Origin of the sequence: Hydrogenophaga sp. IBVHS2 (assembly GCF_002127215.1) — a bacterium.
Taxonomy (GTDB): Bacteria; Pseudomonadota; Gammaproteobacteria; order Burkholderiales; family Burkholderiaceae_C; genus Hydrogenophaga.
The window spans coordinates 151,923-170,321 of sequence record NZ_NFUT01000005.1 but is presented as its reverse complement, the minus strand read 5'-3'; the positions used below and the strand labels follow the sequence as shown (position 1 = coordinate 170,321).

17 protein-coding genes are annotated in these 18,399 nt (G+C 70.4%); 6 read left to right on the top strand and 11 right to left on the bottom strand.

The features are described from left to right. The first annotated feature begins 46 nt into the window (after nucleotides 1-46). The 3 genes from CAP38_RS13185 to CAP38_RS13175 are packed head-to-tail and all read left to right on the top strand — an operon-like array spanning nucleotide 47 to nucleotide 3,485. Nucleotides 47-1,531 (top strand): UbiA family prenyltransferase, encoded by a 1,485-nt coding sequence (locus CAP38_RS13185; protein WP_218776580.1) that lies wholly within the window; start codon nucleotides 47-49, stop codon nucleotides 1,529-1,531. A gap of 18 nt (nucleotides 1,532-1,549) precedes the next feature. After that, on the top strand, nucleotides 1,550-1,909 hold the full coding sequence (locus tag CAP38_RS13180) for an SMR family transporter (protein ID WP_086121877.1): 360 nt from the start codon (nucleotides 1,550-1,552) through the stop codon (nucleotides 1,907-1,909). A 13-nt stretch (nucleotides 1,910-1,922) separates the two neighbouring features. Next, a complete protein-coding gene (locus CAP38_RS13175) occupies nucleotides 1,923-3,485 on the top strand; it encodes a glycosyltransferase family 39 protein (RefSeq protein ID WP_179188549.1) in 1,563 nt (520 codons plus the stop codon). Nucleotides 3,486-3,497: 12 nt separating this feature from the next. Here CAP38_RS13175 and alr read toward each other — a convergent pair whose 3' ends face one another. Continuing rightward, on the bottom strand, nucleotides 3,498-4,619 hold the full coding sequence (gene alr / locus CAP38_RS13170; RefSeq protein WP_086121875.1) for an alanine racemase: 1,122 nt from the start codon (nucleotides 4,617-4,619) through the stop codon (nucleotides 3,498-3,500). A gap of 157 nt (nucleotides 4,620-4,776) precedes the next feature. On the opposite strand from alr, the gene lplT reads away from it, so the two are divergent. Next, nucleotides 4,777-6,060: a lysophospholipid transporter LplT gene (lplT, locus tag CAP38_RS13165; protein ID WP_086121874.1), complete on the top strand. Its 1,284-nt coding sequence runs from the start codon at nucleotides 4,777-4,779 to the stop codon at nucleotides 6,058-6,060. Nucleotides 6,061-6,097: 37 nt separating this feature from the next. Here lplT and CAP38_RS13160 read toward each other — a convergent pair whose 3' ends face one another. Beyond that, on the bottom strand, nucleotides 6,098-6,967 hold the full coding sequence (locus CAP38_RS13160; protein ID WP_086121873.1) for a response regulator transcription factor: 870 nt from the start codon (nucleotides 6,965-6,967) through the stop codon (nucleotides 6,098-6,100). A 143-nt stretch (nucleotides 6,968-7,110) separates the two neighbouring features. Here CAP38_RS13160 and CAP38_RS13155 point away from each other — a divergent pair, with 143 nt between their 5' ends. Continuing rightward, nucleotides 7,111-7,596, top strand: coding sequence for a glutathione peroxidase (locus CAP38_RS13155; protein ID WP_086121945.1), 486 nt, complete (start codon nucleotides 7,111-7,113; stop codon nucleotides 7,594-7,596). Nucleotides 7,597-7,617: 21 nt separating this feature from the next. Here CAP38_RS13155 and CAP38_RS13150 read toward each other — a convergent pair whose 3' ends face one another. From CAP38_RS13150 to glnK, 7 genes are all read right to left on the bottom strand, one after another. Then, complete coding sequence (locus CAP38_RS13150) at nucleotides 7,618-8,370, bottom strand: LrgB family protein (protein WP_086121872.1); 753 nt, start codon at nucleotides 8,368-8,370, stop codon at nucleotides 7,618-7,620. Then, complete coding sequence (locus CAP38_RS13145) at nucleotides 8,367-8,717, bottom strand: CidA/LrgA family protein (protein WP_086121871.1); 351 nt, start codon at nucleotides 8,715-8,717, stop codon at nucleotides 8,367-8,369. The genes CAP38_RS13150 and CAP38_RS13145 overlap by 4 nt, the downstream gene beginning before the upstream one ends. 12 nt (nucleotides 8,718-8,729) lie before the next feature. Next, entirely contained in the window at nucleotides 8,730-9,956 is a 1,227-nt protein-coding gene (glcF, locus tag CAP38_RS13140) for a glycolate oxidase subunit GlcF (protein WP_086121870.1), read from the bottom strand. Between the two features lie 8 nt (nucleotides 9,957-9,964). After that, nucleotides 9,965-11,086: a glycolate oxidase subunit GlcE gene (gene glcE / locus CAP38_RS13135; protein WP_086121869.1), complete on the bottom strand. Its 1,122-nt coding sequence runs from the start codon at nucleotides 11,084-11,086 to the stop codon at nucleotides 9,965-9,967. Nucleotides 11,087-11,149: 63 nt separating this feature from the next. Further along, nucleotides 11,150-11,374, bottom strand: a complete 225-nt coding sequence (locus CAP38_RS13130) for a hypothetical protein (protein ID WP_086121868.1) — start codon at nucleotides 11,372-11,374, stop codon at nucleotides 11,150-11,152. A gap of 139 nt (nucleotides 11,375-11,513) precedes the next feature. Beyond that, nucleotides 11,514-12,959 (bottom strand): ammonium transporter, encoded by a 1,446-nt coding sequence (locus CAP38_RS13125; protein ID WP_086121867.1) that lies wholly within the window; start codon nucleotides 12,957-12,959, stop codon nucleotides 11,514-11,516. A gap of 31 nt (nucleotides 12,960-12,990) precedes the next feature. Next, nucleotides 12,991-13,329 (bottom strand): P-II family nitrogen regulator, encoded by a 339-nt coding sequence (gene glnK / locus CAP38_RS13120; RefSeq protein WP_086121866.1) that lies wholly within the window; start codon nucleotides 13,327-13,329, stop codon nucleotides 12,991-12,993. A 322-nt stretch (nucleotides 13,330-13,651) separates the two neighbouring features. Here glnK and CAP38_RS13115 point away from each other — a divergent pair, with 322 nt between their 5' ends. Further along, a complete protein-coding gene (locus CAP38_RS13115; protein WP_086121865.1) occupies nucleotides 13,652-15,214 on the top strand; it encodes a YifB family Mg chelatase-like AAA ATPase in 1,563 nt (520 codons plus the stop codon). On the opposite strand, the gene CAP38_RS13110 is transcribed toward CAP38_RS13115, so the two are convergent. Both CAP38_RS13110 and metH read right to left on the bottom strand, forming a co-directional pair. Then, a complete protein-coding gene (locus CAP38_RS13110) occupies nucleotides 15,180-15,605 on the bottom strand; it encodes a glycine zipper 2TM domain-containing protein (protein ID WP_086121864.1) in 426 nt (141 codons plus the stop codon). The two genes, CAP38_RS13115 and CAP38_RS13110, sit on opposite strands and share 35 nt — an antisense overlap. 35 nt (nucleotides 15,606-15,640) lie before the next feature. Then, complete coding sequence (gene metH, locus CAP38_RS13105) at nucleotides 15,641-18,394, bottom strand: methionine synthase (protein WP_256924453.1); 2,754 nt, start codon at nucleotides 18,392-18,394, stop codon at nucleotides 15,641-15,643. Nucleotides 18,395-18,399: the final 5 nt, after the last annotated feature.

Below are 18,399 nucleotides of genomic sequence, written 5' to 3'. Positions count from 1 at the left end.
GGGGGCGGCCGCCTAAAATCGCGGCACCCTCCGACGGACCGCCCGATTGACCGCATCCGCCCCCCCTTCTGCCGCCCCCCCTGCCGACCTGCTGCCGCTCTATGTGGATCTGGACGGCACCCTCACGCCCAGCGACACGCTGCACGAGTCGGTCATGCGCCTGGCGCGGCAGGCCCCGCTGGACCTGCTGCGGCTGCCGCTGTGGCTGGCCGGCGGCAAGGCCGCCCTCAAGCAGCGGATCGCTGACCGGGTACGGCCCGAGCCGGCCACGCTGCCCTGGCGCGACGACCTGATCGCGGTCCTGCGGCAGGAAAGGGCACGCGGCCGTACCGTGGTGCTGGCCAGCGCCTCCGACATCCGTACCGTGCAGGCCGTGGCCGACCACCTGGGCTGCTTCGACGCCGTGCTGGGCACCGAAGCCGGCGGCCCCAACCTGAGCCGGGCCGCCAAGCGCCAGGCCATCGAAGGCCATGCACTCAGCTTGGGTTTCAAGCGCTGGGCCTATGCGGGCAACAGCCGCGACGACCTGCCGGTGTGGGACGGCGCGGCCGAGGCCTGGGCGGTGAATGCGCCGGCCAACGTGCTGCAGGCGCTGCGCGCCGACCATCCCCAGGCCCGCGTGTTCCCGCGCGAACCCCTCACCCTGGGCACGCTGCTCAAGGCGATCCGCCTCAAGCAGTGGGCCAAGAACGCCCTGCTGTTCGTGCCGCTGCTGGCCGCCCATTCGGCCGAGCCCCAGGCCTGGCTGCAGGCACTGCTGGCCTTCGTGGCGTTCGGCCTGTGCGCCTCGGCCACCTACCTGGTCAACGACCTGCTCGATCTGCCCAGCGACCGGGTGCACCGGATCAAGCGCCACCGCCCGCTGGCGGCCGGCCGCATGGGCATTGCCAGCGCGGTGGCGCTCGGGCTGCTGATGCTGGGGGCGGCCTTCGTGCTGGCCATCGGCGTGTCGGCCGGCTTTGCCGCGCTGCTGCTGCTCTACACCGTGACCACCCTGGCCTATTCGGTGCGGCTCAAGCGGCTGGCGCTGATCGACGTGCTGGTCCTCTCGGGCCTCTACACCCTGCGCATCGGGGCCGGCGCGGTGGCCACCGGGGTCGATCTGTCGAACTGGCTGCTGGCCATCTCCATCTTCCTGTTCCTGAGCCTGGCGCTGGTCAAGCGCTGCGCCGAACTGGAAGAACTGGTGGACGAGGACACCACCCTGGCCCCCGGCCGGGGCTACCAGGCGGGCGACCTGCCCTCGCTGCGCACCATGGGGCTGTCGGCCGGCTTCCTGGCGGTGCTGGTGCTGGCACTCTACATCGACAGCCAGAACAGCCGCGCGCTCTACGCCCACCCGGACTGGCTGTGGGCGGCCGCACCGCTGCTGCTGCTGTGGCTCATGCGCATCTGGCTCAAGACCGGCCGGCGCGAGCTGGTCGGCGAAGACCCGCTGCAGTTCGCGCTGCGCGACCGCTTCAGCTGGCTGACCCTGCTGGGCATGGGCCTGATCGGTGCGCTGGCCACCCACGGCCTGCCCTTGTCCTGACATCCACCCGAGCCGTCCATGAAGACCCTCCCCCTGGCCCTGGCCGTGTTCTGCGTGCTGCTGTCTTCTGCTGCACAGCTGGTGATGAAGCGCGGCATGGCCGCCGGTGCCGGGTCGGATGTGGCCGGCACCTACCTGCATGCGCTGTCCAGCCCGCTGGTCTGGCTGGGCCTGGGCCTGTACGGGGCCAGTGCGGTGCTGTGGCTGTGGGTGCTGTCGCGGCTGGACGTGGGCCTGGCCTACCCGCTGGTGAGCCTGGGCTTCGTGGTGACCTTGGTGCTGGGCATCACCTGGCTGGGCGAGCCGTTTTCCTGGACCCGTCTGGCCGGCTGCGGGCTGATCGTGGCCGGCGTGTGGCTGCTCGCACTCGATGCCTGAAGGACTTCGGTCGATGCCCCTGAACGACACCTTGCTCCCCGCCGCCCGCCGGCTGTTCGCGCTCACCTTCATCGGCACGCTGCTGCTCAAGCTGCTGCTGGCCGCCACCTTCCCCATGACCGGGGACGAGGCCTTCTTCTACCAGTGGGGCGTGTTCCCGGCCTGGGGTTACTCCGACCACCCGCCCATGGTGGGCTGGCTGATCGCGCTGCTGCGGCTGGCGGGCGATGCGCCCCTGGTGCTGCGCAGCGTCACCCTGCTGGTGACCAGCCTGATCGGCCTGGGCATCGTCGATGTGCTGCGCCGCCACCTGCCGGCCGCGCGCGAGAGCAGTGCCTGGCTGGCCGGCGCGGTGTACCTGGCCCTGCCCTGGAGCTGGATGTTCGTGCTGGTCACCACCGACACCCCCCTGATCCTGTTCATGGCGCTGTCGGTGTGGGCCTACTTCCGGGCCGACGCCGCGACCACCGGTTCGACCCGCTGGTACCTGCTGTGCGGCGTGCTGCTGGGCCTGGCCTTCCTGTCCAAGTACTTCGCCGCGCTGCTGGGCTTTGCCTACGCGGCCCATGCCTGGGGCTGGCGGCGCGAGCGGGCCTGGGCGCCCTTCGTGGTGTTCGCCGGTGCGCTGCCCGGCATCGCGCTGAACATCGGCTTCAATGCCACGCACGGCTGGAGCAACGTGATGTTCAACGTCTTCAACCGCAACGAAGGCTCGAACGGGTCGTGGCGCACCGTGGCCACCTACCTGGGCATGGCGGCCTACCTGCTCACCCCCTGGCTGCTGTGGCAGGGCGCGCGGGCGCGCGGCGCCGAGGGCGTGTCGCCCCGGGTGCTGAAGGTGGCGGCGGTGCTGTGGATGTTCCCGCTGGCGCTGTTCCTGCTGGTCAGCCTGCGCCGCACCGTGGGCCTGCACTGGGTGCTCGGCTTCGTGCCGGTGTTCGTGGTGTGGGCCGGCCTGCGGCTGTCAGCCCCGGCGCTCAAGACTTCGTGGCGCGCCACGCTGGCCCTGTCGGTGCCGCACCTGCTGGCCGTGGGCCTGATCGCCTGGGCACCGCTGGCCTGGTGGACCCATGCGCCGCTGGATCGGCTGTACGACCGCGCGGTGTTCCTGCGCGAGACCCCGGCCATCGTGGCCGCGCTGCAATCGGACCTGCCGGCCGGCGCCACCCTGATGGCCCGCACCTACAACCCGGCGGCCATGCTGGCCTACCACCACCGCCAGTACGTGCCGGTGTTCGGCCCGGGCCGCCACCACGCGCGGCAGGACGACCAGATCATCGACTTCCGCACCTACGACGGCCGGCCCATCCGCGTGTTCCTGTACGACGAGCCGGTGCGGGCCGACTTCGAACCCTATTTCGAGCAGATCCGTGTGCAGCGCCTGACGGTGCGGGGCGTGGACTTCTGGGTGGTCGACGGCCAGGGCTTCCGCTTCCAGCCGTTCCGCGACCAGGTGCTGGCCCGGGTGGCCCGGGAGTTCCACGACATCCCGGCCTGGCTGCCGGTGCGGGGCAACCCGTTCTGCGAACGCTACGGCTTTGCCGACTGCGCGCCGGGGCGGACCACCGGGCGCTGAGCCCGGGGCCGGTCAGTCCACCACGAAGGGCACGCGGCGCGCCACGCCGCAGGTGAGTTCGTAGGAGATGGTGCCGGCGCTCGCCGCCACCTCGTCGGCGGTGAGCACGGCCTGCGGCTGCACACTGCTGCGGCCCCACATCACCGCCTCGCTGCCGATGCCGGCGGCCTCCAGACCCGTCAGGTCCACCGTGATCATGTCCATGCTGACCCGGCCCACGATGCGGCTGCGCTGCCCGTCGATCAGCACCGGCGTGCCGGTGGGCGCGTGGCGCGGGTAGCCGTCGGCATAGCCGCAGGCCACCACGCCGATGCGCATGGGCCGGTCGGCGGTGAAGGTGGAGCCGTAACCCACGGTGTCGCCCGGCTGCAGGCGCTGCACGCCGATGACGCGCGTGGCCAGGGTCATGGCCGGCTGCAGGTCCCAGTGGGCCGCCGTGTGTTCGGGATGGTCGGGCGCGCCGCCATAGAGCGAGATGCCCTCGCGCACCCAGTCGGCCGCCAGGGTCTGCACGCCTTCACCGCGCAGCGGGCGGCTGGCGTGGCGCAGGATGGCCGCGCTGTTGCACAGGGTGCGCTCGCCGGGCAGGTCGGCCGTGACCTGTTCGAACAGCGCCACCTGGTGGTCGATGCCGCGCGGGCCGTCGGCATCGCTGAAGTGGGTCATGAGCGAGATCTCGTCCACCTGTGGCAGTGCGTTCAGCCGCGTCCAGGCGCTGCGGAAGGCCTCGGGCGTGAAGCCCAGGCGGTTCATGCCGGAGTTGAGCTTGAGGAACACCCGGTGGGGTGCCTGTGTCTTGTGCGCGGCCAGCCAGTCGATCTGCTCGGTGCAGTGCACCGCGTGCCACAGGCCCAGGCGCGAGCAGAGCTCGAGGTCGCGCGGCTCGAACACCCCTTCGAGCAGCAGCACGGGGCCGCGCCAGCCCAGCGCCCGGATGCGCTCGGCCTCTTGCAGGTCGAGCAGGGCGAATCCGTCGGCGCCGCGCAGCGCCTCGAAGGCGTTGTCGATGCCGTGGCCGTAGGCGTTGGCCTTGACCACCGCCCAGAGCCGGGCGTCGGGGGCGCACTGGCGGGCGCGTTGCAGGTTGTGCCGCAGGGCGGCGGTGTGGATGGTGGCGGAGATGGGACGGGGCATGGGTCGGCGGCGCAGAAAGCCATGCAGGATGGCCGTGCTATAACCCCCGGATACATCCGGAGACAATCGGTTTGCTCGCCACACTGTGGCATAAAACGCCGGCCCAGACCGGTGGGCGCCGTCCCCAGCCGCGGACCTGACAACCCAAATCATCGCCATGAAGCGCGGCTTCTACACCATCATGACGGCGCAGTTTTTCAGCTCCCTGGCTGACAACGCGCTGTTCGTCGCCGCCATCGAGCTGCTGCGGTCCCGACAGGCTCCCGAATGGCAGAGCGCCGCCCTGGTGCCCTTGTTCGCCTTCTTTTATGTGGTGCTGGCGCCCTTCGTGGGCGCTTTCGCCGATGCCCGGCCCAAGGGCCAGGTGATGTTCATCAGCAACGCGATCAAGATCGTGGGCTGCCTGCTGATGCTCTTCGGCACCCATCCGCTGCTGGCCTACACCGTGGTGGGTCTGGGTGCGGCGGCCTACTCGCCGGCCAAGTACGGCATCCTCACCGAGTTGCTGCCGCCCTCGCAGCTGGTCAAGGCCAACGGCTGGATCGAGGGCCTGACGATCGCCTCCATCATCCTGGGCGTGCTGCTGGGCGGCCAGCTGGTCGGCCCCATGCTGTCGGCCCTGCTGCTGTCGATCGACCTGCCCGGCTTCGACACGCACATCGACCTCCCGGCCGAGGCGGCGATCGCCACCCTGGTGTTCGTCTATGCCGCCGCCGCCGGCTTCAACCTGCGCATTCCCCTGACCGGCGTCACCCCCCGGCCCATGCCGCGCAACCCGATGGCCCTGCTGCCGGACTTCTGGCGCTGCAACATGCGGCTGTGGCGCGACCGGCTGGGTCAGATCTCGCTGGCCACCACCACCCTGTTCTGGGGCGTGAGCGGCAACCTGCGCTACATCGTGCTGGCCTGGGCCGCGGCCGCACTGGGCTACGGCACCACGCAGGCGTCGAGCCTGGTGGGCGTGGTGGCCATCGGCACCGCCGTGGGCGCGGTGATCGCCTCGCTCAGGATGCGGCTGGATCAGGCCACCCTGGTCATGCCGCTGGGCATCGGCATGGGGCTGCTGGTGATCCTGATGAACTTCATCGACAACGTCTGGGTGGCAGCGCCTTTCCTGGTGCTGCTGGGCGGGCTGGGCGGGTTCCTGGTGGTGCCCATGAATGCGCTGCTGCAGCACCGGGGCCACAACCTGATGGGCGCGGGCCGCTCGATCGCGGTGCAGAACTTCAATGAACAGGCCTGCATCCTGGGGCTGGGCGGGCTGTATGCCCTGTCCACCGGCATGGGCCTGTCGGCGTTTGCCGCCATCACCGCCTTCGGCGTGCTGGTGGCCGCCACCATGTGGCTGATCGCCAGGTGGCACCAGCACAACCAGAAGCACCACGCGGTGGAGCTGGAGCGGCTGCTGGAAATCGCCCGGCGGGACGACCTGCACGGTTGAGCCGGCGCAGGCACCCGGGCCCCACAGCGACCGCGACTCAGAACTCGCCGAAATTGGTGGCCTGGAAGCCGCCCTCCTCGGCCAGGTCATGCCGCATCAGCAGGCGTTGCAGTTCGCCCTCCGACACCGAGCGCGACAGGTAGGCATCGGCACCGGCCAGCCCGGCCTTCATGCGCTCCATGCTGCCCACGGTGGTGGCGAACATGACCACCACCGGCGCCTGCGGCTTGCGCTGCTTGGCCATGCGGCACAGGGCCAGACCGTCGGGCTCTCCCAGCACGCGGTCGATGACCACCAGGCGGTAGGGATGGGCCGCCATCATGGCCTGCGCCTGCTGGGGCTCGCGGCACCAGTCCATGTCCAGCCCGTACTGCCGGAAGCGCTTGAGCAGGATGCGGCCCTCCACCAGGCTCTGCGCCACCAGCAGCGCCTCGCCCCGGGGCACCTCGGGCATGACCTGGCTCTGGGCATTGAACCGCGACTGCAGCACCTGGGGCGGCATGACGTCGGTATTGACGAACTCCCGCGGCGACATCACGTCGGTGCTGGCGAACTCGCGCGGGGGCTGGGTGTCGGGTTCCGGTGGCGGCGGGGGTGCCGGCGGCGCCATCACGGCGTCCATCGCGCCCAGCAGCGGCACCAGGCGGACCGGTCGCGACTGCATCGGCCAGCCGGTGCCGCCATCGGCATGGCCGATCAGCATCACCTTGGCCGGCAGGGCTGCCCGCCGCACCGCGCCGATGGCGCGCGGGTGATCGGCATTGACCAGCAGCAGATCGGCGGTGCGCGGCTCGTCCTGCACCACATAGGCAGGCGGACGGCGGGCGGCCATGCGGAAGAACGTCGACAGCGTGGTCACCTCGGCCGGCGGGAAGCCCACCAGCGCCACGGTGTACTGAAGCGGCACGGAATGTCTCCTGGTGTGGGCGACCCTGCGGGTCACCAAACAATCTCCGGGGAGTATGCCGTGCCGGACCGCCGGCTACTACGATCGTGTGACTTTTGCGTGCCATCCCGGCGCGCGCACGCCACACCCCCAGGAGCACCGACATGCCCGCCATCCACGACTTTGAAGCCACCACCATCGACGGCCGCACCGTCTCGCTGAGCGAGTTCAAGGGCCAGCCGCTGCTGATCGTCAACACCGCGAGTGCCTGCGGCTTCACGCCGCAGTTCGGGGGGCTGGAGGAACTGCACCGGACCTACGGCGGGCGCGGCCTGGTGGTGCTGGGTTTCCCGTGCAACCAGTTCGGCAGCCAGGACCCCGGCAGCAACGAGGAGATCGCCACCTTCTGCCAGCGCAACTTCGGCGTGAGCTTTCCCATGATGGCCAAGATCGACGTCAACGGCCCCGACGCCCACCCGCTCTACCGCTGGCTCACCGCCGAGGCGCCCGGCCTGCTGGGCAGCAAGGCCATCAAGTGGAACTTCACCAAGTTCCTGGTCGGCCGCGACGGCCAGGTGATCCGCCGCTACGCCCCTCAGGACGCACCGGCCAAACTGGCGGCCGACATCGAGGCCGCGCTGGCCGCCTGACGGCCCGCACTGGCCGCTGCGTCAGAGCCAGCGCAGCAGCAGCCCGCCCAGCAGCGGCAGGGCCACCGCGCTGAAGAGGGCGCTCAGGCCCATGGCCAGGCCGGCAAAGGCGCCCATCTCGTCGCTCACCTGGAACGCCCGCGCGGTGCCGATGCCGTGCGCCGCCGTGCCCAGGGCAAAGCCGCGCACCGTGGGGTCGCTGATGCGCATGGCATTGAACAGGCTGCGCGCGCTGGCCGCGCCGATGATGCCGGTGGCGGCCACCAGCACGGCGGTCAGCGACGGGATGCCGCCGATCTTCTCGGCAATGCCCATGGCCACTGGCGAGGTGACCGACTTGGGCGCCAGCGAGGCCAGCGTGGCGCGTGAGGCGCCCAGCGCCCAGCCCACCAGCACCGCGCTCACCGCTGCGGCCACCGAGCCGGCCACCAGCGCGCCCAGCAGCGGGAGCCACAGCCGGCGCAGGCGCGGCAGCTGTTCGAACAGCGGCACGGCCAGCGCCACCGTGGCCGGCCCGAGCAGGAAGTGCACGAACTGCGCACCCTCGAAATAGGTGGCATACGGCGTGCCGGTGACCCACAGCAGCGTGGCCAGCACCAGCACCGCGATGGCCACCGGGTTGGCCAGCGGGTTGAAGCCGACACGCTGGTAGACCAGATAAGCCCCGTGGTAGACCAGCAGGGTCAGCGCCAGACCCAGCAGCGGCGTGGTGGAGAGGTAGACCCAGACATCGGCCAGGCCGCCGGGGAGGGCCAGCGCGGGCAGCGGATTCATGGCTGACGGTCCATGCGCTTCATCAGCCAGACCATGGTCCAGGCCGACACCGCCATGCACACCAGGGTGCTCACCACCAGCGCCACGCCGATGGCCAGAGCCTCGTCACCCAGGCGCTGCAGGTGCTGCATCACGCCCACGGCGGCCGGCACGAACAGCAGCGACAGGTGCTGCAGCAGCCCCTGCACCGTGGGCTTGATGCCGGCAAGCGTGGCCGGGCGCAGCACCAGCAGGGTCAGCAGCAGCGCCAGGCCCACCACCGGGCCGGGCACCGGCAGCCCCAGCGACATGACCACCACCTCGCCCATGAGCTGGAACACGAGCAGGGTGGCCAGGGCGGGGATCATGGCGCGGGCCGGTCAGGTGAGGGCTTCGTCGAGCAGTTCGACCCAGTGCCGCACTGGCGTTTCGGTGCCGCTCTGCAGGTGGGTGATGCAGCCGATGTTGGCGCTGGCGATCACCGCCGGCTTCAGGTCATTGAGGTGGCCGAGCTTGCGGTCGCGCAGGGTGTAGGCGATCTCGGGGTTGAGCACCGAATAGGTGCCGGCCGAGCCGCAGCACAGGTGGGCCTCGTTGCGGGCCAGGGCCACGGTGAAGCCGAGTTCGCCCAGGTGCTGCTCCACCCCGCCCTTGAGCTTCTGACCGTGCTGCAGGGTGCAGGGCGGGTGGAAGCCGATCACGCGGTCGGCGGCGGGACGCTTGACGCGCTCGCGCAGCGCCGGCAACAGGGTGGGCAGCAGCTCGGACAGGTCGCGGGTGAGTTCGCTGATGCGGGCCGCCCTGGCAGCGTAGGCCGGGTCGTCGTGCAGGATGTGGCCGTAGTCCTTGACCGTCACCCCGCAGCCCGAGGCGTTCATGACGATGGCTTCCACACCCTGTTCGATGTGCGGCCACCAGGCGTCGATGTTGGCGCGCATCTGGGCGCGCGCGCCGTCCTGGTCGTTGAGGTGGAACTTCACCGCGCCGCAGCAGCCGGCCTCGGGCGCGACCACGGTCTGGATGCCGGCAGCGTCCAGCACGCGGGCGGTGGCGGCATTGATGCTGGGCGCCATGGCAGGCTGCACGCAGCCGCCGAGCATGAGCACGCGGCGGGCATGGGTGGCGGTGGGCCAGGCGCCGGCCGGCCGGGGTGCGGGCACCTTGGCCTTGAGCGAGTCGGGCAGCAGGCCGCGTACCGCCTGGCCCAGCTTCATGGCCGGGCCGAACAGCGGCGAGGGCAGGCCTTCCTTGAGCAGCCAGCGCACCGCCCGTTCACCGGTGGGGCGCTCGACCTTCTCGTCCACGATGGCGCGGCCGATGTCCACCAGATGCCCGTAGTCCACGCCGCTGGGGCAGGTGGTCTCGCAGTTGCGGCAGGTCAGGCAGCGGTCCAGGTGCTGCTGGGTCTTGCGGGTGGGCTGGGCGCCTTCGAGCACCTGCTTGATCAGGTAGATGCGGCCGCGCGGGCCATCCAGCTCGTCGCCCAGCAGCTGGTAGGTGGGGCAGGTGGCGGTGCAGAAGCCGCAGTGCACGCACTTGCGCAGTATGGCCTCGGCGGCCTGGCCGTCGGCGCGCTGGGCGAATTCGGGGGAGAGGTGGGTTTGCATGGTGGGACTCAGCCGGCAACCGGCGCGAAGAGGCCGGCGGGATCGAACTCGGCGCGCAGCCGGGCCTGGATGGCGGCCACGGCAGGCTCGGCCGCGTCCTCGCGGGGCACGCCGGCCGCACCGGTGGCCGGTGCACGGAACAGGCTGGCATGACCGCCGGCCGCGCGGGCGGTGGCGCGGATGGCCCGGGCCTGCTCCACCGGCGCCCAGCACCAGCGCTGCGCGCCCTGCCACTCCACCATCACCGGCCCGGGCAGATCGAGCACCGGCGCGGTCTGCGGCACCGAAACGCGCCACAGGCCGTGGGCCGGCGATGGGGCACTGAAGAAGGGCAGGGTCTGTTCACGGCAGGCGGCCCAGTCGGCGCGGGCCCGGGCATCGTCGATGCGCTGACCGCCGGCTTCGCGGGTCATGCGGGCGATGGCCGCGTCCACCGCCGCCACCGCACCGCGCAGGCGCACGAACAGCAGCTCGGGCGCGCCGGGCGCCGTGTCGTCGCGCACCCAGCAGGACGCATTCAGGGGCAGGGGCTGGCCGCCCCAGCGGTGCAGCTGCTCCAGCGCATCGTGCTGGGCCAGCGGGAAGACCAGGGTGGCTTCGGCGGGGGCCACCGGCAGCACCTTCAGGCTGAGCTCGGCGATCACGCCCAGCTGACCCCGGCTGCCGGCCAGGGCACGGCTGACGTCGTAGCCGGCCACGTTCTTCATGACCTGCCCGCCGAAGGTGAGCAGCTCGCCCTTGCCGTTGATGAGCCGCACGCCCAGCACGTAGTCGCGCGCGCCGCCCACGGTGGCCCGTGCCGGCCCGGCCAGACCGGCCGCCACCGCACCGCCCACGGTGGAGCCCGGGCCGAAGTGCGGCGGTTCGAACGCCAGCGACTGGCCGGCCGAGGCCAGCACCGATTCCAGCTCGGCCAGCGGCGTGCCGGCCTTGACCGTGACCACCAGTTCGGACGGCTCGTGGCTGATGATGCCGGCATAGCCGGTGGTGCTCAGCAGCTCGCCGGGGGCGGGTTCGGCCAGAAAGGCCTTGGTGCCGCCGCCCTGCAGGCGCAGCGGGGTGCGGTCGGCGGCGGCGGCGCGGATGCGCTCGATCAGCTCGCCCGGATGGTCGGGGGGGGAGGACAACATGGCCGGGATCGTAGCGGGCACCCACCCGATCGGCCTTGAATTTTTTGCACGGCCGGCTGCAAATCAGCGGGCGTAACCCAGGCAGGCCCCGGCGTCGGGCCGGCCCCGGCATTCCCGGATCAGGCGGCGCTCGCGCTCGGAAGCGGTTTCTCCGGATCCGGATTTCACGAACGTCACGCGGGATGGCTTCTTCTTCGGCGCCTCCTTCTCGGCGGCCGTGGCCGACAGGGAGAGGGCCATGAGCAGGGCGGCCATCAGGGCCGTGGCCAGGGAAACGGGAAATGGCATGGGTTGTCTCCGGAGGTGGACGGCCGACCTGGCCGCCGCCGCATGCTAGGCAGCCCCCAAAGACGAAACCCGCGGGCGGTATCGCCACGCGGGTCTCGGGAATCGCACCAGGGTCGGGCCGGGGCCCGACCGCGGGGGATCAGCGGTTGTAGGCGGTCTCGCCGTGGGAGGAGATGTCCAGACCTTCGCGCTCGGCCTCTTCGGTGACGCGCAGGCCCACCACCATGTCGGCGATCTTGTAGCAGATGAAGGCCACGACCGCCGACCACACCATGGTGATCACCACGCCTTCGGCCTGCACGATCAGCTGGCTGCCGATGCTGTAGCCATCGGCCTTGACGCCACCCAGGGAAGCGGCCGAGAACACGCCGGTCAGCAGGGCACCCACGATGCCGCCCACGCCGTGCACGCCGAACACGTCCAGCGAGTCGTCGGCACCCAGCATCTTCTTCAGGCCGGTCACGCCCCACAGGCACAGGAAGCCGGAGACCAGACCGATGATGATGGCGCCCATGGGGCCCACGGTGCCGCAGGCCGGGGTGATGGCCACCAGGCCGGCCACGGCGCCGGAGGCAGCGCCCAGCATGGAGGCCTTGCCTTTGCCCAGGGCTTCACCCACGCACCAGGCCAGCACGGCGGCGGCGGTGGCGAACAGGGTGTTGATGAAGGCCAGGGTCGTGCCGCCGTTGGCTTCCAGGTTGGAGCCGGCGTTGAAGCCGAACCAGCCCACCCACAGCAGCGAGGCGCCGACCATGGTCAGGGTCAGGCTGTGCGGGGCCATGGCTTCCTTGCCGTAGCCGATGCGCTTGCCGATCAGGTAGGCACCGACCAGGCCGGCCATGGCGGCGTTGATGTGCACCACGGTGCCGCCGGCGAAGTCCAGGGCGCCCTTGCCGAACAGGTAACCGCCGGCACCCCACACCATGTGGGCGATCGGCAGGTAGCTGAAGGTGAACCACAGGGCCGAGAACAGCAGTACGGCCGAGAACTTGATGCGCTCGGCGAACGAGCCCACGATCAGCGCGCAGGTGATGCCGGCGAAGGTGGCCTGGAAGGCGATGAAGATGTACTCGGGGATCATCACGCCGGGCGTGAAGGTCGCGGCCAGCGATTCCGTCGTGACACCCAGCAGGAAGACCTTGCTGAGGTTGCCGATGATCAGGCCCTCGCCGCCGAACGCCAGGCTGTAGCCATAGACGGCCCACAGCACCGAGATCAGCGAGAACACCACCATGACCTGCATCAGCACCGACAGCATGTTCTTGCTGCGGACCAGGCCGCCGTAGAACAGGGCCAGGCCGGGCACGACCATCATGATGACCAGCACGGTGGAGATCATCATCCAGGTCACGTCGCCCTTGTCGACGGTCTCTTTCGGGGCTTCGGGGGCGGCCGGGGCAGCGGCTTCGGCGGCAGCGGGTGCGGCCGCAGCGGCCGGGGCCGGGGCTTCAGCCGCAGGGGCTGCGGCGGCGGGTGCTGCGGCGGCCGGAGCATCGGCAGCCGGAGCGGCGGTCTGGGCGATGGCACCCAGGCCACCGAATGCCAGGCCCGCGCCCAGCAGGAGGGAAGCGATCAGTTTTTTCATGTCGGTCTTCTTTCGGGTTCGATGGCGGGAATCAGAGCGCTTCCTTGCCGGTCTCGCCGGTGCGGATGCGGATCACCTGTTCGAGGTTGGTGACGAAGATCTTTCCGTCGCCGATCTTTCCGGTGCGGGCTGCACCTTCGATGGCTTCGATCACGCGATCGACCAGCTCGTCGGCCACGGCCGCTTCGACCTTGACCTTGGGCAGGAAGTCCACCACGTACTCGGCACCGCGGTACAGCTCGGTGTGGCCCTTCTGGCGACCGAAGCCCTTGACCTCGGTCACGGTGATGCCCTGCACGCCCATGCCGGACAGTGCCTCGCGCACCTCGTCCAGCTTGAACGGTTTGATGATGGCTGAAACCATTTTCATGCTGTGTTTCCTCTTGGGTTCTGGAGGCTGCCGTCCCGAGGGTGCGGCGCCGCATGTTGCTGAGTGCACCGCGGGAACTCCACGGGCTCTGATCAATCGCCGGGACACCCAAGCACGGACCGTGCCAACCGAAACCAGCCGTAACGCCGCTGCCATACCCCCGACGGGTGTGCCGACCGGGGTGCCGCCTACCATGCCGACCCCGGTGATCCACCGGACGTGCAGGGTGGAACCACCCGGATGCACCAAGACCGTGCCTGCCGGGCCGCCCTGAACCGGGTTGCCGGTTGGATGCCGCACCAGAAACGGGAAAGGACGTTCCATGGGTTTGTCGTTGGTGCACAGCCGCGCCCTGTTGGGGCTGCAGGCGCGGCAGGTGTGCGTGGAGGTGCACCTGGCCAACGGGCTGCCCAGCTTCACGCTGGTGGGCCTGGCCGACACCGAGGTGAAGGAGGCGCGCGAGCGGGTGCGCTCGGCCATCGCCAACGCCGGACTGGAGTTCCCGTCCAGCCGGCGCATCACGGTCAATCTGGCGCCGGCCGACCTGCCCAAGGATTCCGGCCGGTTCGATCTGCCGATCGCCCTGGGCATCCTGGCGGCCAGCGGGCAGATAGATGCCGCCGCGCTGACCGGGTGGGAATTCGCTGGCGAACTGTCCCTGGGGGGTGAGCTCAGGCCGGTGCGCGGCGCCCTGGCTATGGCACTGGCGGCCGCCGGCGCCGGGGCCCGGCTGGTGCTGCCCCCGGGCAGCGCCGACGAGGCAGCGCTGGTGCCCCACGCCCAGGTCTGGCAGGCGCAGCACCTGCGCGACGTGGTGCAACGCTTCGCGCCCGCCGACACCGCCGGGCCAGCGACGCACGAAGATGGTGCAACCCCGGCGGGTTGGTCCCGGCGGGTGGCGCAGCCGCTGGGGCACCACCCCGGCGGGCCGGACCTGTCGGACGTGCGGGGGCAGATCGCCGCCCGGCGGGCCCTGGAGGTGGCCGCGGCCGGCGGCCACAGCCTGCTCATGGTCGGCCCGCCCGGCTCTGGCAAGTCGATGCTGGCGCGGCGCCTGGCCGGGCTGCTGCCGCCGCTGGATACCGAGGCCGCTCTGGAAACCGCCGCCGTGGCCTCGCTGGCCGGCCGCTTCGACCCGTCGCGGTGGGGCGTGCGCCCGACCCTGGCGCCGCACCACAGCGCCAGTTCGGTGGCGCTGGTGGGCGGTGGCTCACCGCCTCGGCCGGGCGAGATCTCGCTGGCCCACCACGGTGTGCTGTTTCTCGACGAACTGCCCGAGTTCGGCCGACAGGCGCTGGAGGCGCTGCGCGAGCCGCTGGAAACCGGCCAGATCCGCATCGTGCGGGCAGCACAGCAGTGCGAGTTTCCGGCGCGCTTCCAGCTGGTGGCCGCCATGAACCCCTGCCCCTGCGGTTTTCTGGGTCACCCCTCCAGGCCCTGCCGCTGCACCCCCGAGCAGGTGGCGCGCTACCAGGGGCGCCTGTCGGGGCCGCTGCTCGACCGCATCGACCTGCAGGTGGAGGTGCCCGCGCTGGACGGGCAGGAACTGCTGCAGGGGCCGCCGGGCGAAACCAGCGCGGCCGTACGGGAACGGGTCCGGATGGCCCGCGATCGGGCCCTGGCCCGTCAGGGCCTGCCCAACCAGCAGCTCGAAGGGCAGCGGCTGGACGAGCACCTGGGGGCCGAGCCGGCGGCCCTCACCTTTCTGCACGGCGTGGCGCGCCGGCTGGGCTGGAGCGCCCGCAGCATGCACCGCTGCCTGCGGGTGGCGCGCACAGTGGCCGACCTGCGCGGGGCCGATGGCGTGGCCCCGGCCGATGTGGCCGAGGCGGTGCAGTACCGGCGGGTGCTTACTTCAGCGGCACCAGCTGGCCCTGGTCGTTGACCCGGACCACCTTGCCGCTGCTCCAGGCCGGCTGGGCAGCGGTCTCGAACGGGCGGATGCTGCCGTCCTTCATCTTGACCTGGGTCACCCACACGGTCTTGCTGGTGAGCTTCTTCTGGGCCTCGTTGCCCAGGTAGCCGCCACCCACGGCACCGCCCACGGTGGCCAGCGTCTTGCCGGTGCCGCCCCCCACCTGGTTGCCCAGCAGGCCACCGATCACGGCGCCGCCGACGATGCCCATGGCACCGCCTTCGCCTTCGCGCTTTTCGGCCTGCACCGACTGCACGATGCCGCAGGTGCTGCACAGGGACGAGAGCTTGGGTTGCTGGGCCAGGGCCGGCAGCGCGAGCAGACCCGACAGGGCGATGGCGGTGAATCGGACGTGCTTCATGGTGGTCTCCTCCTGAAAAATCCGGAACCGCCAGCTTACAGGTTCGGGGCCAGCCAGCGCTGCAATTCGTCTTCGGCCACCGCGCTGCGCTGCGCCAGATCGGCCAGCTGGTCGGCACCGATGCGGCCCACGTTGAAGTAGGTGCTGTCCGGGTGGGCCAGGTAGAAGCCGCTCACGCTGGCGGCCGGCGTCATGGCCAGGCTGTCGGTCAGGCCCATGCCGATCTCCTCGGCCTGCAGCAGGTCGAACAGGCCGCGCTTGACGGTGTGGTCCGGGCAGGCCGGGTAGCCAGGGGCCGGGCGGATGCCGCGGTACTTCTCGGCAATCAGGTCTTCGGTGGACAGCGCCTCGTCGGGCGCATAGCCCCAGAAGTCGGTGCGCACCCGGTGGTGCAGGTACTCGGCCATGGCCTCGGCCAGGCGGTCGGCCAGGGCCTTGAACAGGATGGCGGAGTAGTCGTCGTGGTCGTCGAGGAACTGCTTTTCCTTCTTCTCCACGCCCAGGCCGGCGGTCACGGCGAACACGCCCACATAGTCCTTGGCCACGCCGTGCGGGGCCACGAAGTCGGCCAGGCAGCGGCTGGGGCGCATGACGCCGTCGATCTCCTGCTTCTCGGTCTGCTGGCGCAGACCGTGCCAGATCAGCACCGGCTGCTCGCGCGACTCGTCGGCATACAGCGCGATGTCGTCGTGGTTCACCTGGTTGGCCGGGTACAGGCCGACCACCGCGCTGGCGCTCAGCCAGCGCCCGTCGATCAGGCGTTGCAGCATGCGCTTGCCGTCGCTGAAGACGCGGCGCGCTTCCTCGCCCACCACCTCGTCCTTGAGGATCTCGGGGAAGGGGCCGGCCAGGTCCCAGGTCTGGAAGAACGGGCCCCAGTCGATGAAGCGCGAGAGCTCGGCCAGGTCCACATTGCGGATCACGCGGCGGCCGATGAACTTGGGCACCGGCGGTCGGTAGCCGCTCCAGTCGATGGGCGTGGCGTTGGCGCGGGCCTGCGCCAGGGTCCACAGCGGCGTCTGCTTCTTGGCGGCGTGCTGCTGGCGCACCTTCTCGTAGTCGGCCCGGATCTCCGCAATGTAGGCCGCCGCCTGCTCCGACAGCAGGCCCTGGGCCACGCTCACGCTGCGCGAGGCATCCGGCACATAGACCACCGGGCCTTCGTAGTTCGGGGCGATCTTCACCGCCGTGTGCACCCGGCTGCAGGTGGCGCCACCGATCAGCAGCGGCACCTGGCGGCTGCGGAACCAGTCGTCCTTCTGCATCTGCGAGGCCACGAACTGCATTTCTTCCAGGCTGGGCGTGATCAGGCCCGAGAGGCCCACGATGTCGGCGCCCTCTTCCCGCGCCTTGGCCAGGATCTCGTGGCAGGGGACCATGACCCCCATGTTCACCACCTCGAAGTTGTTGCACTGCAGGACCACCGTGACGATGTTCTTGCCGATGTCGTGCACGTCGCCCTTGACGGTGGCGATCACGATCTTGCCCTTGGGCTTGACGTCGCCGCCGGCGGCGAGCAGGGCCTTCTTCTCGGCCTCGATGTAAGGCAGCAGGTGGGCCACCGCCTGCTTCATCACGCGGGCGCTCTTGACCACCTGGGGCAGGAACATCTTGCCCTGGCCGAACAGGTCGCCCACCACGTTCATGCCGTCCATGAGCGGGCCTTCGATCACATTGAGCGGGCGGCCGCCGGTGGCCTCGATCTCGCGCCACATGGCCTCGGTGTCTTCGGTGATGAAGTCGTTGATGCCGCGCACCAGCGCATGCGACAGGCGCTCGCGCACCGGCAGCTCGCGCCAGGCGTTCTTCAACGAGTCGTCCTTGGCCGCGCCCTTGGCGGTCTCGGCGATCTCCAGCAGGCGTTCGGCCGCGTCGGGCCGGCGGTTGAGCACCACGTCTTCCACCCGCTCGCGCAGCACCGGCTCGAGCTCGTCGTACACGCCGATCATGCCGGCATTGACGATGCCCATGTCCATGCCGGCCTGGATGGCGTGGTACAGGAAGACGGTGTGGATGGCCTCGCGCACCGGGTCGTTGCCGCGGAAGCTGAAGCTCACGTTGGACACGCCGCCGCTCACCTTCGCGCCCGGCAGGTGCTGCTTGATCCAGCGCGTGGCCTCGATGAAGTCGACCGCGTAGTTGTCGTGCTCCTCGATGCCGGTGGCAATGGCGAAGATGTTGGGGTCGAAGATGATGTCTTCGGGCGGGAAGCCGACCTCGTCCACCAGGATGCGGTAGGCCCGCTCGCAGATCTGGATCTTGCGCTGGTAGGTATCGGCCTGGCCCTGCTCGTCGAAGGCCATGACCACCGTGGCCGCGCCATAGCGCTTGATCAGCCGGGCCTGGCGCTTGAACTCGTCCACGCCCTCCTTCATGCTGATCGAGTTGACCACGCCCTTGCCCTGGATGCACTGCAGGCCGGCCTCGATCACGCTCCATTTGGAGGAGTCGATCATCACCGGCACCCGGGCGATGTCGGGCTCGCCGGCCATGAGGTTGAGGAAACGCACCATGGCGGCCTGGCTGTCGAGCATGGCCTCGTCCATGTTGACGTCGATGATCTGCGCGCCGTTCTCCACCTGCTGGCGGGCCACGGCCAGGGCGTCCTCGTAACGCCCCTCCAGGATCATGCGGGCAAACGCCTTGGAGCCGGTGACGTTGGTGCGCTCGCCGATGTTGACGAACAGGTTGTCTCGGCCAATGAGCAGCGGCTCCAGGCCGGACAGCATCATGGGCGGCACGGTGGCCGAGGGAGTGGGGGCGTCGGAGACAGAGCGGGCAGGGGACATCGGGG